We start from the raw sequence: 16,185 nt of genomic DNA, 5'->3' as shown, positions 1-16,185 counted from the left end.
CATACCTTGCTTCGTTGACAAATAGAATTGCAATTGTTAGCATAACCTGAGTTACAGAGATAAGGAGGTTATCCCTATTCAACCCCGACAACGCCAGGAAAATGAGCGAAGCGAGCTGCGAGAGAAACGCCGTTTAAGCATCATTGAAGCTGCCATATCTATTTTCACACAGCAAGGATTCGAAAAGGCTACCATGCAGGAAATTGCCACGGCTGCAAGCCTTGGGGTAGCTACTGTATTCCGCTATTTTCCCAAGAAAGAGCATTTGATTGTTGCTGTTGCTTCATATATTGTTCAGTCCGAAGTGGTTATCTTTGAAAAGATTGTGCATGGAGAAGGAACATGTTACGAGAAATTAAACGAAATATTCGACACCCTGATTTTCTTTCAGCAAGCTGAGCATCAACAAAACTCCAAGTTGATTGAAGCCTTTGAATGTTACGTGGCGCTTTCGAAAGAGCCTGTAGAGCATATGGAATTGTATCAAACCGAATATAACAAAATCATTGGACTTTTTACCGAATTGGCAGCGTTGGGAGAACAGGATCATTCTGTCCGTGCCGGTTCAAATTCCGTCAACATTCTACTTACGATGATGAATGTATTCGGAACATTTTCCAAGAAAATGTCCATGCTAGAAGGTATCGATGCATTCAACACTCGTGTTGACCCTTCCGAACAATTCAACTTACTGAAAGGTCTTTTCCTAGAGTCTCTGAAACCTTGACTTCAATGACGTTTGAATGCTGCTAACTGATTCCTAAAATCTTAAGGAGAAGGCGCTGCAGTTGTGGGCAGCCCCCTCATCCTCTACTTTTTACATCTAATGAGTATCACTATCGTCGATTCACTCCTGAGGAATATCCGAGATACGATCGGTGAGTAGACGGAACTTAGCCATGTTTTTCACCAGAGAGCTTCTTTCCAGTAATAGTTTGATCAAAACCACTGGTGGCTTTATGGTTTTCTCGCATAACCGACTCGCCCTCTACATCGATGTTAGGCAACAAGCGATCAAGCCATGCCGGGATATACCAGGCACTTTTTCCAAGAAGGGTCATTATAGCCGGCACAAGTGTCATACGCACGATGAAAGCATCCACGAGTATGCCAAATGCCAGGGCTAATCCCATGGATTTGATAATGGTATCTTCTGCAAAAATAAAGCTGGCGAACACGGCAATCATAATTAAGCCTGCAGCAGTAACGACTGGGCCACTATGGTTTATCCCGCTTTTTACCGATTGTCGTGCATCTCTAGTCTGAGTGAAGTCTTCACGCATTCGGCTGACAAGGAACACCTCGTAGTCCATGGCAAGTCCAAACAGAATTCCAGTGACGAGAATGGGAAGGAAACTAAGCACCGGCCCAGGCTCAGGGATACCGAACATATTGGCCAGATAACCATCTTGAATGACCCAGACAATAAAGCCGAGTGTTGAACCCAATGTAAACAGAAAACCAAGTACAGCCTTAATCGGTACAAGCAAAGATCGGAAAACGAGCATAAGCAGTACAAAAGCAAGACCAACAATCAATAAAGCGAACTTAGGTAATGCCTGTTGCAATTTCTCGGAAATATCAATGTTAACCGCAGTTCCACCCGTAACCATAATCTCGACCTGTTTATTGTTTTGTTGATCGGCTTTTTCACGTATAGTCTCCACCAGTTCAGTCGTTCGAATATCGTGCGGGCCTGTCTTGGGTAACACTGTAATGATGGCTGCATTTCCCGATGGACTCGGTATTGCGGGTGTTGCACTAGAGACATTCGGCAGATCGCTGATGTAAGCCGTCGCTTGAGCGATTGCTGCTTGAGGATCGTCACTATGATTAGCTTTGGCGACAATCACGAGTGGGCCATTGAACCCTTCACCGAATCCCTCAGCCATGAGATCATATCCACGACGCTCTGTCGTTTCAGTCGATTTCAGGCCATTGTCGGGCAAGCCAAGTTGCATATGCAGAAAAGGCAAGGTACACATCGTTAAGACGGCAATACATAGAATGGTAGTAAGCCAAGGCTTTCTCGTGACAACTCGACTCCATGCGTTTTCGTTTGTTTTCTCTTTTTTGCTCCCGGACCATTTTCTCAGCCAACGATTTTCGCGGGACGGACTGATGCGGTCTCCTGCTGCAGCCAATATGGCAGGTACGAGAATGATTGCAATGAGGACAGCTACAAATACGCTAATAGCAGCCGCAAGTCCCATCATCGTAATGAAGGGAATTTGTACGACGGATAACCCCACTAGCGCGATAATTACAGTCAGCCCTGCAAATACAACCGAGCCTCCTGCTGTTGCGTTAGCCTGAGCGATCGCTGTTTCTCTGTCAAATCCTTCTGCCAACTGCTGACGGTATCGTGACATGATAAATAGTGCATAATCAATACCGACTGCTAAAGCAAGCATGACTGCTAACGTAATGGAGAATGATGACATCGATACGAAATTAGAACCAATGATTACAGTCATTAGACCAATTCCGAGTCCTATGACCGCTGTAAGTATGGGTAGTCCTGCTGCTAGAAACGAAGTAAACGTAAACGCTAGAATCATGAAGGCAATTAGGATACCAATGACTTCGGATATGCCCCCTACTTCTATTTCAGAAAAGGCAACACTGCCTCCAATCTCTGTTTGAATCCCTTCCTTACCGAGCCACTCTGCAATGTTCAACACATGTTCTTTCGAGTGCTCATCCACTTCACTGGCGGGTTTAGAATACGTAATGTCCGCATAACCAATCTTTTTATCCGCACTTAGAGTCATTGACTCAAATGGACTAGCTACAGATTTGACTGATAAATCCGTCTTTACATCTTTCAGGGCTTGCCGAATGTAATTTTTGTTTGCCTCCGAAGTCAATGAATCATTTTTCGCTTTGAAAATGAGCCTGATCTGACCACCGTCATCTGATGATGGAAACTCTGAGTTTAGTACTTTCGCCGCCTGATCCGACTTCGTTCCTGGTATAGTCATTTCACCCGTAAACGAAGTACCCATACCAAGTCCTAAAGATGCAAGCACAATAAGAAGTGCTAGCCCCATCGTAATGACCATTTTCCGTTTTCTCGTTGACCAAACCCCGAGACGATATAACCATTTTGCCATAACTTATTTCTTCCCCTTTCACTTCTACAAAAATCCAAGAGCTATCTAAGGAAATGCTCTGTACCCTCATGTTAACGAAATAAAACCAAAAAAAAATCGTACGAAAGGGCAAGCCTTTCATGTACGATGGGGCATAGAAGGGATAGGTCATAACGGGCATACCATTCTATTAACTTTTGATTACGAAAGAGTGCCTTACAAGTTACAAGTGTAAAATCCCCTTTTCGACAGCTACTGCAACAGCTTCTGATCGCGAATTCACTCCAAGTTTGTTGTAAATGTTAGTGAGGTATGCTTTTACTGTTCTCTCGGCAATACCCATATCAAAAGCAATATCTCTGCTGCGTAAACCACGAGCCACGGCTTGTAAAACGAGTAACTCTCTCTCACTAATCAGGGTTGACTCCTTGTCAATTAAAAGTTGTGGCTGTGTTTTGGATTCTTGAGAAGACTTCGCATGAAACGCAAAGACTCTTGACGTTATTTCAGGTTGAAGCAGTGTTTCTCCACGAATGGCAGAATCCAATGTTCGAAATAATTGTTCTCGGCTCGTATCCTTGAGCAAGTACCCTTTGGCTCCAAGGGAAAGTCCCTCGATCATCAAGTCATCTTCGTTGTATGTCGTTAGAATAATGACAGGTATACGAATGTGTTGCTCGTTCATACGTTTCAAGGTATTCAAACCACTGAGTCCCCCCGGCATATTTAAGTCCAGGAGAATGACATCAGGCTGTTTGTCTAACATAATTCGGATAGCTTCTTCTCCTTCCTCAGCCTCTCCGACAATTAGATAGTTGTCACTGGTCTCCAATATTAATTTAAGTCCTTCACGCACCACCCAATGATCATCTACGATGAGTATGTTATATTTCATTCAGACTTCTCCTTTTTCAAGTGGAACACGAAACAAAATAGTCGTTCCTTGTTTTCCGCTTTCAATCTCAATGTTGCCACCTATCAGCCTGGCCCGTTCATTCATCCCGATCAAGCCATAGTGCCCGGATTGTTTTCCGATTCGGTCTACGCTAAAGCCCCTTCCGTTATCTCGTATAATCAGATGGAAATCTTCTTTCTCCATAGCCATGTGAATGGTTACGCTCGTTGCCTGAGCATGCCTGGCTATGTTCATTAGCGATTCACTTAAAATGTGCAATACGTGCTCCATTCCTACTTTGGATATGAAACTCGGAGCATTCCCGTCCAAAACGACTTCAATTCCGGTTGCCTGTTGGAAACGTAGCGTCTGTTCCTGGATTGCCTCTCCAAAGGTAATAGCCGGTGTGGCCTTGGTTCGAAGGTCATCAATGGCTTTGCGTGCATCAGCCAATGTTTGGCGTGCTTGGCCCATTGAACTGTGAATAATCTCGTGGGCGCGCGGAAAGCTCCCTCGATTCATGTGCTCATCGACGGCCTCCAGCTGCATTATAATACCAGCGAGTCCTTGAGCCAATGTATCATGCAGATCTCTTGCCATACGTTGTCGCTCGCTTGTTAGCGTCAATTCCTCTACTTTTTGATGAGCCTTCTCCAGCTCATGCAGAAACGTTAATGTTCTAACACGGGCATTGACCTGACGATAGAAAAGCACTGCATAGGATACCACGACAACGATCATCATTAACAGTAATAGGATTAACAAGGCAACATCCGTACCAGATCGTGTAAACAGGGTTATCGTGCAGAATAATAAATATAATAAAAATGCAACCAGTACAATTTTTGCCGTCTCATAGTATATGGCAAAGGTCTGTCCAATCAACACCGGAATTAAACCAATCAATACAGCAGGCATACCGTCTGGCATTAACATGGCACTTCCGTAAATTAACCCTGATTGAAGAAGTATATAGAGCAATTTGGATCGTTGTATAAGTTTGTTTACTTCCCAGTACACCATGGTATGAATTAACATTGCGGCTACAAAGATAATACTAGGTACTAATTTAGGGGCTGACATCGTTTGCAGGATCAAAGTAGCTATGGCAACAAGCCAAAGCCAGATGATTATGGGAATACGTGAAGACGCAATCGGGTCCGTTTCTTCATTTATTCCGGACGGATTTGCCTTCTTCCGTACTATTTTCATGGGATCACCTCTTGTATAAGTCATTATAGTCCAAATCACGACCAAAAAGATGTACGATCGTGCATGCCCTTTCGTACATACCCTTTTGTAATGAAAAATCGTCCATAAGTTAGACTTATGGACGATAATTTCAAATAATTATGCGAAACTTCACAATGGGATCTCCCTCTGGACAGTTCCTATTGTTGTAGCGTTTCAGAATGTGAATTTGAACAAATAATTAGAGTGTGATGCCACCATCTGCGAGGATGATTGATCCTGTCATGTAACTGGAATAATCAGATGCAAGAAACGCAACGATCTGGGCGAGCTCTTCTGGCTCTGCATAACGCCCGATCCGCATATTCGGAAACTCTTCAGGCACGTAACCGCTCTCCTGCAGCGATTGGGGAACCGCAGCCGTTAATGTTGTAGCTACCCCGCCTGGACAGATGGCATTGATACGAATACCTTTGCGTACATATTCAAGGGCCGCCGCTTTGGTCAAACCTGCAACCGCATGCTTGCTTGCGGTGTATGCAGCCAGACTGTGTTCAGCACGAATAGCCGTAGTGGACGCCGTATTAATGATATGCCCGTATCCCTGTTTATCCATAACCTGCAAGGCATATTTCATGCCTAAAAAGATCCCTTTCACATTCACATCCATGATCCGTGTAAATTCTTCCTCGGAGATATCCTGGAAACGTTGGAATTTCTGGAGTATGCCCGCGTTATTGAATGCCACGTCAATTTTTCCATAGGCTTCTACTGCTTTTTGAATATAGTTTTGAACATCGCTCTCTTTGGATACGTCAGCCTGTACAAAAGTAGCTTCGCCGCCATTTTCGCGAACCAGTGCTAACGTTTCTTCCCCTGTCTGCTCATTGAAATCAACCAGTACAAGCTTCGCTCCGCGAGATCCCATCATCACCGCGCTGGCTCTTCCAATCCCACTGCCAGCTCCCGTAACAACGATCACTTTACCTTCCAGAGAAATGCCTTCTTTATTTCCTGTCGGTGCACCAATTTCTTGCTTCTGAACTGTTGCTTCAAACGCAATGGCTGCAAGTTCCTGCTTCAAAATCTGAAGAGTAGACAAAGGAATATCTACCTGAGGCAATGCAGCTAATTGATCCAACGTAAAGTTAGTGGCCATCTTGAACGTTGGTTCCTTCACGAATTCCGGCAAATGCTTTTCAAGTACAGCAAACGATTCTGCGTTGTTCAACAATTCACCAATTCGGATATTCTCGTCATAACTCATTAAGTTCATCTCTCCAATATATTGATTAATTTAGGTTCAAACTATGATTTCGATTAGTATACGACCGGAAAAGCTTTAAGTCCCCGGATGATCATACCTGGCCTCCACTCCAGCAGTTCCGCATCCGTATTTAACCGGATCTCCGGCAGCCGGTGAAGTAGAGCGTTGATCGCAATCTCGCCTTCAAGTCTCGCAAGTGGAGCGCCAAGACAATAATGAATTCCTTTACCAAAAGCAATGTGGTCATTGACTTTGCGAGTAATGTCAAACGTATCGGGGTTCTCATATCGACTGGAATCCCGATTCGCTGAGGATAAAGCGACCAGCATCATGTCTCCTTGGCGAATTTGTATTCCTTGAAAATCAACATTTTCCGCAGCCCATCGAACATTGCTAATTTCTGCCGGCCCATTAAATCGCAGCACTTCCTCAACCGCCGCTTGAATCAGATCCGGTTGCTCCATAAGTAGTTGCTTTTGCTGCGGATGTTCCAGCAACGCCAGCATGCCGTTCCCGATCAGATTCACTGTTGTTTCATGCCCCGCTATGATGAGTACGAACACAAGTGCATATAATTCCTGCTCTGTTAGTTTGTCGCCTTCTTCCTCTATGCTGATGAGATCGCTGATGAGGTCCTGTTGAATATGGTTACGACGCTCCGTGATCAGTTCTTGTAAGTAATCTACAAACGCCTTCATCACTTCATCGCTCTCCTGGTTCATCTGCGGATTGCTGACACTCTCCATAATGGTGTTGGACCAGGCTCTGAATTTGTCTTGATCCTTCAGCGGAACGCCTAACATTTCACAAATAACGATAATGGGCAGCGGGAAGGCATAGTCTTCGATCAAATCAAACTCCTGAGTGTTTCCTGCCTGAATCTTGTCCAGCAATTCATCGCTTATCTCCACAATTCGTCCCCGCAGCCTCTCAATCATGCGGGGAGTGAATGCCTTCTGAATCAAGCGCCGCAGTCGACGATGATCTTCTGGACCAACACTGATGAGATTCCGTGAAATAATCGCCTGATGCGGAGGAAGGGACTCCTCCGATTCATCGTTCCTGTTATCGAGAACTCCGGTTACAAAGCGACCATCCTGCAAAATGTTGACGGCATCCTCATATCGGGTAACCATCCACGCAGCATGCCCACTGGGCAGTAATAGTCGATGGACAGGCTCTTCGGCACGCAGCTTTTCGTAGACTGGGAAAGGCTGCTGAATGAAAGAATGATCCAAGAAATCAACTTTGGACTTGGAACAACCTTGATTTTCATTGGTAAACATCACATCACTCCTTAAAATGATAGTTACAATATCACTACGATGTAAAGACTATCATATTTAGCGATTCACTTTCAATTAAGTTCATTTAAGACCAGTAATACGCGATAACCTGGATCTTCCTAAGGATTCAAGCGTTCTTCCAGTTCTTTTACAATTTGAGGATACTTCTCATCCAAATCGTACTTGCGCAAGCAGATATAGGTAAGAACGAATATCACCAAAGGAAGATATACTGTCAGAACCAGGATGCTGGTAATCGCTGAATCCGCCTGTGTTACTAAGGCTCCGTCGTAGCTGCCCATGGCAAGAATCCAGCCGATCATCGCGGCAGCCAGGCCCGTACCAATTTTAACGCCAAAGCTGTTTGCGCTATTGACCATCCCAACTAAACGTTTACCTGTCTTCCATTCACCGTATTCCACGGTGTTGTTCACCAACACTCCGCCGACAGCCATCATTGGAATGGTTGCCAGTGTCGCGATACCGCCAAGTACTATAGCTGCAATAAAGTTATATGGCATGAAGCAACGAATAAGTGATGAAACGATGCCAAGAATCATGCCTATCCGTGCAGTTCTGGTAAGTCCGAATTTCTTGATCATGGGTCCCACCATAACAAATCCCAAAAAAACCGGGACTAATCCAACTGCCCCCATGATTCCGATCAGATTCTCATTCCCGAGAATATACTTGGTGTAATAGATTCCTGTTGAACCATTAAGCGTATAGAGCATGTTGATCAATAACTGAGCAAACAGCATGATGACCCAGTATTTGTTCAGGAATAGGAGCTTGATGCTTTCCCAGAAAGGAATGTTATCGCTTTCAACAATACTTGCGCCAGCATTGTTTTCTTTGGATGCTAAGAAGGTCAGGATTAAGGAAATGAAAGATACAATACCCAGAACAACCGCAACGATAATCCATGCTTTTTGATCCCCACCAAGCATATTGGTTAATGGAATTAATGCGATAGCGATAATCATCCCGATAATATATCCAAAGATGGTTCGGGTAAGGCCCATTTTACCGCGTTCTTCTACACTTCTGGTACGGATCGCCATCAAGCTTCCGAAAGGGATCGCAATTCCCGTATACACAATAGCTGAAGCAAAGGCAACTGTAGCTAACGCATAGAAGGTTTTTACCGTTGATGATGCCTCGGCGGGCACTGTGAACAGTAATATGATAGATGCCATTGCGGGGAGAGCCATCCATAGAATCCAAGGTCTAGCCTTTCCATATTTGGATTTTGTCGCATCAACGATCCTACCCATCAGCAAGTCTGTTATTGCATTGATAAATTTGGTGATGAGCATAATCGTGCCTACTGTGGCAGCAGCAATCCCTACCTTGTCTGTATAAAAATAAGTTAACATCCCAATCAGTCCGCTGATGGAGTTTAAGGCAACTTGCGCTGCTCCGTCACCTAAGTAATGGTAAGGGCGCATTGTTTTCTGAATGCCTTGGACATCAAGACCTAATGCCTTGGACTTCTTGCTTCCCTTTACAACTGATGGATTAAGGATTTCTCGCTCTGCTTTCATTGCTGTTCCCCCTTATTTCATTCGCTTCATGGTACCGCTTTCAAACATTATTTTAGTCCTCCACAAATCATAAATATGGTAACTTCATTATTTTTTTAGTAATTTTGTGTTGGAGCTTCGCTTTTTTTATGCGCTATAATTTCGTTATTCAAAAACGAATTTCTGTAATACAAAATGGCGCTGCTCGTTTCCTGCAGCGCCTTCATAATCAACCCTCTCCCCTTCATACCTAAGATGCATTGAGCATTTGGATGACTCTTCTAAATAACTGTTCGGTCTCCTCTGGCGTATTGGCGAGCAATTCACTTACAGATAAATCATAAGCATATTGAATCATCGGGTGATCCAGCATACCGGGAGCGTGCTCGTTTAACATTCGAACTGCTGTGGGCTCTTCCACAATCTCTTTGAGTGTCGAATCCATGGTAAACCGTTCTCTTTCGAGACTGGTTTGCGTCGCATATTCGAAGCTGTAAGATCCGGAACCAACCTCCACAGGCACAGGTTTCTCAGGCAGTACAATAATTGCGGTTGTATTTGCTGGTATCGTTACATTTACAATAATGTTACCCGCCCTGCATGACCAAGAGCTTTTTATCTCTCCGTAGACCGAATCAAAAGCAGCATCTACCGAACTGATTCCTCGGATGAATTGAGGTTTTATCAGAATCTTCTTATAACCTGCCTCAATTGGATTAATTCCCGCGAGTTTTCTATACATCCATTCCCCAATGGATCCATAGGCGTAATGATTCAAGGAATTCATACCTGATGTATCGAAATCACCATTAGGCAGAATGGAATTCCACCGTTCCCATATCGTGGTAGCCCCTTTTTTTACGGCGTACAACCAAGATGGGAAATCCTCTTTCAGAAACAAGGTACCAGCAAGGTCATGCAGGTCATTGTCCGATAAGGCATGGCACAGATATGGAGTACCAACAAATCCTGTCGTGAGATGGTTTTTATGTTTCGCTATATTGTTTTCAAGCGTCTTGCGAATCCGATCCTTGTATCTCTCCTCGGCAAGGTTGAAGTGTAGCGCTAACACGCAGGCCGTTTGAGTTTCGCTGACCAGTCTGCCAGTTGAAGAGATATATTCTGCATTGAAAGCCTGTTTGATCTGGCTGTGCAATTCTTCGTAACGGACGGCATCTTCGGTTTTGTCCAGAAGCTTGGCTGTGTTTGCAACCAGTTCGGTCGAATATGCATAATAAGCGTTTGCTACCAGATAAACATCTGTAGCCCCTGTTCTATCGTTACTAATCTCCTCTTTGTCCAACCCTAACCAGTCCCCATATTGATAACCAGTCTGCCATAATCCATTCGCTCCACAACGTGCAGTAATATAATCAATCCACCCCTTCATGCTGTCATATTGTTCTCGCAGCAATCGAAGATCTCCATAGGTTTGGTACATGACCCAAGGGACAATAACAGCGGCATCGCTCCAGGCAGCAGCACCTTCCTGATTTCCAAGAATGTTAGGAATGACATGGGGAACCCCATATTCCTCCGTCTGCTCAGAGGCAAGGTCGCGCAGCCATTTCTTGAAGAAGGAGGCAACATTCATATTGAACGCAGCGGTCCCGGCAAATACTTGTGCATCTCCTGTCCACCCTAGACGCTCGTCTCTTTGAGGGCAGTCCGTCGGTATATCCAGAAAGTTACCTCTTTGGCTCCACCGAATGTTGCTTTGCAGCTGGTTCACCATCGCATTGGAGGTCACGAAACGGCCTGTTTCCTCCAGACTTGAATGCAGCACGCAAGCTGTGAATTGATCGAGCTGGATCTCATCTACCCCTTCAATGGCGATATACCGAAATCCATGGAAAGTGAAATGAGGACGGAAAATTTGATCTTTACCGTTAAAGATCAATCGATCAATGGATACTGCCTGCCTTAACGTATCCGGATAGAAATTTCCTTCCTTATCAAGAACCTCAGCATGCCGTATGGTTATTGTTTGACCTTTCCGCCCTTTTGTTCGAAGCTCTACGAACCCCGTAAGGATTTGCCCAAAATCAATGACACGTTCTCCTTTAGGGGTTGTAATCAACTGAAGGGCAGGGAGCCTTTTTGTGATTTTGACAGGTTCACTTTCCTGAGCGACAAGGCGATTTTTATCGAAAGAAGCCGTTTCCACATGAAAGGACTGACTTTCATGAAAACATGAATCATAAGTCTCGCCCATGTAAATTTCACTTGAACGGATGGGTCCAATAGTCACCTGCCAGGTTTTGTCGGTTGCAATGATCTCTTTTGTTCCATCCGTATAGACAATATGGATTTCAGCAAGTGCAGCAACTCTATCCCCGTAATGGTTCGGAGTGCAAGTAAAACCAAATATGCCTTTATACCAGCCATTCCCCACCGTAATCTCTATTTTATTCTGGCTCTCCAGCATCCCGTCCAAACGGTAAGTCTGATACTGCAATCGCTCGTTGTAATTCGTCCATCCAGGTGCAAAGTAGTCTTCTCCTACTCTTGACCCATTGATCGCAATTTCATAAACACCGTGGGAAGTGGTATAGATTCGGGCTTGCTGAATTTCCTTTTCGACAGAGAATTCTTTGTAGAAAACGGGTGGAGCACTTTCTTCGCTCGGGAATGGATGTGTAATCCACTCTGCCTGAAAGTTGCTGCCATTCAGCAACCCGGTCTCAAAATGTCCTTCCATGACTGCGTGATTACCTTTGTTATCCCAAACTTCGACTTGAACCTGATACAAAGTCGAGGCCTGTAAACGAGGACCAGCATATTCCACTAAAACGGAGACGTCTTCATCCCTCTTTTCAGAATCCCAGATTTTCTGCAAATCTTGTGTGACACTTATTCGGTAAGCGGATTGCATTACGTCCTGTTCAGTAGAACCTAATTTCCATGAGAATCTTGGGTTTACTGTGTCCAGTCCAATCGGATTATGCATGTATTCAATCCGGAAATCTTTTAATTCCATGAGATGACCACCCTTCAACATAGATCTCACACACCTAAATGTTAACGCTTACTAAAATATCATAAAGAATTTTCCTCATACAATATGGTAATATCATTGTAATTTTATAATTTTGATGTGATAAAATGATTAAAAAAAGGAGTCACACACAAAATGGACCTAAAACGTCAATGTAAACTTATTGCAGAACTTTTTGATATGTCCATCTTCTTTGTAAGCTCCACCGGAGAGGTTCAATTCGAACTGATGGGTAATCGAATACTTAATCCGCTGTATAAAAATGATAAACAATTCTTTTTTTCAGTGTTGGGGTTTGATCCATCCGTGTGTAAAGAAGATCCTTCAGTTGTAAGAACGATGTTTTTTGAGAACTACATTTTAATTCGTATTGGTAACGATCTGAACGATGAAGGAACCATCATTTTAGGACCTTCCCTTCCATTTAGCTTGATTGAACATAAAATAAATGGGCTCATTAATGACACACATCTCTTTGCGAACCGGGAACAAGTATATCATTATTATCAGTCTGTTCCTGTGATAACCCATGAGAGGCTAATCAACATCACGATCTTGGTTAATCAAATGTTTAATCACGAATTGATCGAAGCTGAGGATGTAGTACAGGACTATTTGCGCGGTATTCATATCAAGGAAAAAGAAATACAAAGTTCCATAAATTCATCAAAAGGCTATGATGAGATGCTCCATCACAACCCGCTAAATGAAAAGAAATTGTTAACGATTGTTAAGGACGGTAAATTGGATATGCTCAAACACTTTACACAACTTGGTCGTGAAAATACAGGAGTCCTGTCCAAATCAAGTCATATCCGTTCTAAAAAGAATCTTGGCATCATCGGTATAGCTCTTGCAGCCAGAGCAGCAATTGACGGGGGTCTCTATTCGGAGATTGCTTTTTCGGTAAGTGATGTTTACATACAGCGCCTTGAGGATCTACGGACCGATAAAGAGATCGATCAATGCTGCTTGGAAGCATTTTTTTCGTTAACCGAGAAAGTCTCTCAGGTTAAAGAATCGCAGCATTCTAAAATCGTAACACTTTGCAAAAATTATATATATAACCACCGTTATTCCAAAATGACACATGAAAAAATTGCTGAACATGCCGGTATTAGCCCAAACTATCTATCGGTACTCTTTAAAAAAGAAGTTGGAGTTCCCGTTAATAAATATATTCAACAGATTAAAATTGAGGAAGCTAAACATATGATTCACTTTACGAGCACTCCACTTTCTGAGATCGGGTCTCTTTTGAGTTTTACGGATCAGAGTTATTTCACCAAGATTTTTAAAAAACACACAGGTAGAACCCCTAAGCAGTATCAACAAACGCATCATATGTTAGAGGAATAAGCCCGATGGCGGGCTTATTCTAACGATGCATTCATTCAACGGCTAACAGCGGATAAGATACTTTGAAGTGTTTCTTCTGTGAACAGACCGTTGCTCATAAGTGCTGCATTGTGCAATGTGGTACCCATAATTAATTCCTGCATTCCCTCACCCAATCCTGCTCCATTCCCGTCATATTGCCCCATCGCAGCCATAATTTCAGCTCCGACGGGATGCTGCAGTAATTCACCGAATGTGGAATGCCTAGTAATTGGTTTGGTAACTATTACGCTCGATTCTACCTCGATCGTTTCAGTGAGTTCAATCTCTCTTGAAGATTTTCCGACCATAATGTCGAATTTCCCCGTCTCCACATGCCAGTCTTTCAGCTTAACATCGTAGTAAGCAAAGGCTCTTTTGCCCAGTTCAAAATGTACAGTGGTCTCTTCACCAGGCTGAAGTGAAACTTTGGCGTACCCCTTCAATTCCTGAAGTGGACGTGGGACCGTTGATTCCACATCACGTACATATAGCTGAACGGCCTCTTTTCCCTCTGTTTCACCCGTGTTTTTAATTGTTACTGAAACCGCTACACTGTCGGTATCTTTGATCTGTTTATGACTGACCTGTAGATCACTATATTCAAATTGGGTGTAGCTTAAACCGAAGCCAAATGGAAACAAAGGCTCAACATCTCTTGTATCGTAATGACGGTAGCCAGTAAAAACACCTTCTCGATATTCGACAGTCTCGCCGTCTCCGGGGAAATTCAAGTACGACGGATTGTGGATCAGTTTTTTAGGAAATGTCTCAGCCAGTTTCCCGCTTGGATTTACGCTTCCAAAGAGAATATCAGCGATTGCACCGCCCAAAGCCTGACCTCCAAGGTATGCCTCCAATACACCCTTAACTTTATCCAGCCAAGGCATTTCAATGGGACCTCCATTGCTCAATACAACAACAATGTTCTCTTGAACCTCCGCGACTGCTTCAATTAAAGTTCTGTGACTTTCGGGCAATTGAAGATGTTTCCGGTCGAAACCTTCGGACTCATAACGTTCAGGCAGCCCGGCAAAAATAACTGCAACCTGTGCATTCTTTGCGGCAGCTACTGCTTCTTGGATCAGTTCTTCGTTTACAACATCTTCGTCCAATGTATAACCGGCCGCATACGAGATGTTTGCACTGTCAGTGGCTGTTTTAAGGATTTCTTCATAGATGTTATCCAGCTTCGTTGGTATAACATGTGAACTACCGCCGCCCTGGTAGCGCGGGTGCTGCGCAAATGCTCCGATAACTGCAATGGAATCTTTGGTGTTTAGAGGTAGAATGCTCTCCTCATTCTTGAGCAGGACCATGCATTCGCTTGCCATTTTTCTGGCCAATTGGTGCTGTGCCTCTACATTAACCGATACTGACTTCCGCTGGCTATCTACAGCTTTGAATACAAGTGACAACAATCTCTCAACAGACTGATCCAGCACCTCTTCGCTCAGCTTTCCCGATTGAACAGCTTCAATAATTTTCTTGCTTCCCGCACCATGACTGGAGGGCATTTCCAGTTCCAGACCGGCAGCTAGCCCCTGATCCCGTTCATTGACAGCTCCCCAATCCGAGACCACTACGCCTGAAAATCCCCATTCATCCCGGAGAATTTCAGTCAGTAACCGGCTGTTTTCGGAACAAAATTCACCATTTACTTTGTTATAAGCGGCCATGACGGTCCATGGCTCTGCCTCTTTCACTGCATGTTCAAAGCTTGCAAGATAAATTTCCCGTAGAGTCCGTTCATCCACCACTGCATCGACAGACATACGCTTATATTCCTGGTTGTTTACAGCAAAATGTTTGATAGAAGTACCCACGCCTTGGCTTTGTACGCCTGAAATATAGCTAGCTGCCAAAGTCCCCGATAAATAAGGGTCTTCAGAAAAATATTCAAAATTTCGGCCACACAGCGGGGAACGCTTGATATTCACAGCAGGCCCCAAAATAATCGAAATATCCGCTGCTTGTGCTTCTTGTCCGAGTGCTGTCCCCATCGTATGGGCGAGTTCACGATTCCACGATGAGGCAACTCCACTTCCGGATGGGAAGCAGGTAGCTGGTAAACTTTTGTTTATACCTAGGTGGTCCGCAGTCCCGTCTTGTTTTCTAAGTCCGTGAGGCCCATCTGACATCATAATAGAGGGAACCCCAAGACGGTCAATGGCATTGGTATTCGTGAAATCTCTACCTGAGCAGAGTTCTGCTTTTTCTTCTAATGTCATTTGCTTGATCATTTCTTTCAAATTAGGATTCATTCGCTCTCCTCCGTTGGTAAACGTTAATAATGTAATCGGTTACTTCATAAGAGTAGAGCAAATGACCCTGAATATATGGTAAGATCGTTTTCTTTTTGGAAAAATAATATCTTATTTATAATGTGTGAACTCCGTAAGTGCTAACCTTATTTCTGCTTCATAAACCAATTCATGATTACTCCAAAGATTAAACGAATAGAGTGAGTCCATATTACAATTTGACAAAAAAACTGCACCTCCAATCTGTTAGATGGTGTCTAACAATTGGGTGCAGTTCACACATTGG

10 protein-coding genes are annotated in these 16,185 nt (G+C 43.8%); 2 read left to right on the top strand and 8 right to left on the bottom strand.

All coding sequences use genetic code 11. The annotated features are described in order from the left end of the window. Window positions 1-46 precede the first annotated feature (46 nt). Window positions 47-727: a TetR/AcrR family transcriptional regulator gene (locus ABIC22_RS23325; protein WP_354486069.1), complete on the top strand. Its 681-nt coding sequence runs from the start codon at window positions 47-49 to the stop codon at window positions 725-727. A 166-nt stretch (window positions 728-893) separates the two neighbouring features. On the opposite strand, the gene ABIC22_RS23320 is transcribed toward ABIC22_RS23325, so the two are convergent. The 7 genes from ABIC22_RS23320 to ABIC22_RS23290 all read right to left on the bottom strand — a co-directional run bounded on the left by ABIC22_RS23320 (window position 894) and on the right by ABIC22_RS23290 (window position 12,240). Further along, window positions 894-3,116: an MMPL family transporter gene (locus tag ABIC22_RS23320; protein WP_354484160.1), complete on the bottom strand. Its 2,223-nt coding sequence runs from the start codon at window positions 3,114-3,116 to the stop codon at window positions 894-896. Window positions 3,117-3,318: 202 nt separating this feature from the next. Beyond that, complete coding sequence (locus tag ABIC22_RS23315) at window positions 3,319-3,990, bottom strand: response regulator (protein WP_354484158.1); 672 nt, start codon at window positions 3,988-3,990, stop codon at window positions 3,319-3,321. Next, window positions 3,991-5,202 (bottom strand): sensor histidine kinase, encoded by a 1,212-nt coding sequence (locus tag ABIC22_RS23310; protein WP_127537092.1) that lies wholly within the window; start codon window positions 5,200-5,202, stop codon window positions 3,991-3,993. It lies immediately after the preceding gene. Between the two features lie 220 nt (window positions 5,203-5,422). Then, window positions 5,423-6,181, bottom strand: coding sequence for an SDR family NAD(P)-dependent oxidoreductase (locus tag ABIC22_RS23305; protein ID WP_154894387.1), 759 nt, complete (start codon window positions 6,179-6,181; stop codon window positions 5,423-5,425). A 320-nt stretch (window positions 6,182-6,501) separates the two neighbouring features. Further along, window positions 6,502-7,734 carry a cytochrome P450 family protein gene (locus ABIC22_RS23300; protein ID WP_354484156.1) on the bottom strand — a complete coding sequence of 411 codons (1,233 nt, stop codon included), beginning with the start codon at window positions 7,732-7,734 and terminating at the stop codon, window positions 6,502-6,504. A gap of 119 nt (window positions 7,735-7,853) precedes the next feature. Further along, a complete protein-coding gene (locus ABIC22_RS23295; RefSeq protein ID WP_354484154.1) occupies window positions 7,854-9,281 on the bottom strand; it encodes an MFS transporter in 1,428 nt (475 codons plus the stop codon). Between the two features lie 229 nt (window positions 9,282-9,510). Further along, window positions 9,511-12,240 carry a family 78 glycoside hydrolase catalytic domain gene (locus ABIC22_RS23290; RefSeq protein ID WP_354484152.1) on the bottom strand — a complete coding sequence of 910 codons (2,730 nt, stop codon included), beginning with the start codon at window positions 12,238-12,240 and terminating at the stop codon, window positions 9,511-9,513. 153 nt (window positions 12,241-12,393) lie between these two features. On the opposite strand from ABIC22_RS23290, the gene ABIC22_RS23285 reads away from it, so the two are divergent. Next, on the top strand, window positions 12,394-13,617 hold the full coding sequence (locus ABIC22_RS23285) for a helix-turn-helix domain-containing protein (protein ID WP_127537089.1): 1,224 nt from the start codon (window positions 12,394-12,396) through the stop codon (window positions 13,615-13,617). A 35-nt stretch (window positions 13,618-13,652) separates the two neighbouring features. On the opposite strand, the gene ABIC22_RS23280 is transcribed toward ABIC22_RS23285, so the two are convergent. Beyond that, on the bottom strand, window positions 13,653-15,899 hold the full coding sequence (locus ABIC22_RS23280) for a glycoside hydrolase family 3 C-terminal domain-containing protein (RefSeq protein WP_354484150.1): 2,247 nt from the start codon (window positions 15,897-15,899) through the stop codon (window positions 13,653-13,655). Window positions 15,900-16,185 lie beyond the last annotated feature (286 nt).

Origin of the sequence: Paenibacillus sp. PvP094, assembly GCF_040546835.1 — a bacterium.
Lineage (GTDB): Bacteria > Bacillota > Bacilli > Paenibacillales > Paenibacillaceae > Paenibacillus > Paenibacillus illinoisensis.
This window is presented reverse-complemented; position numbering and strand designations above follow the sequence as displayed.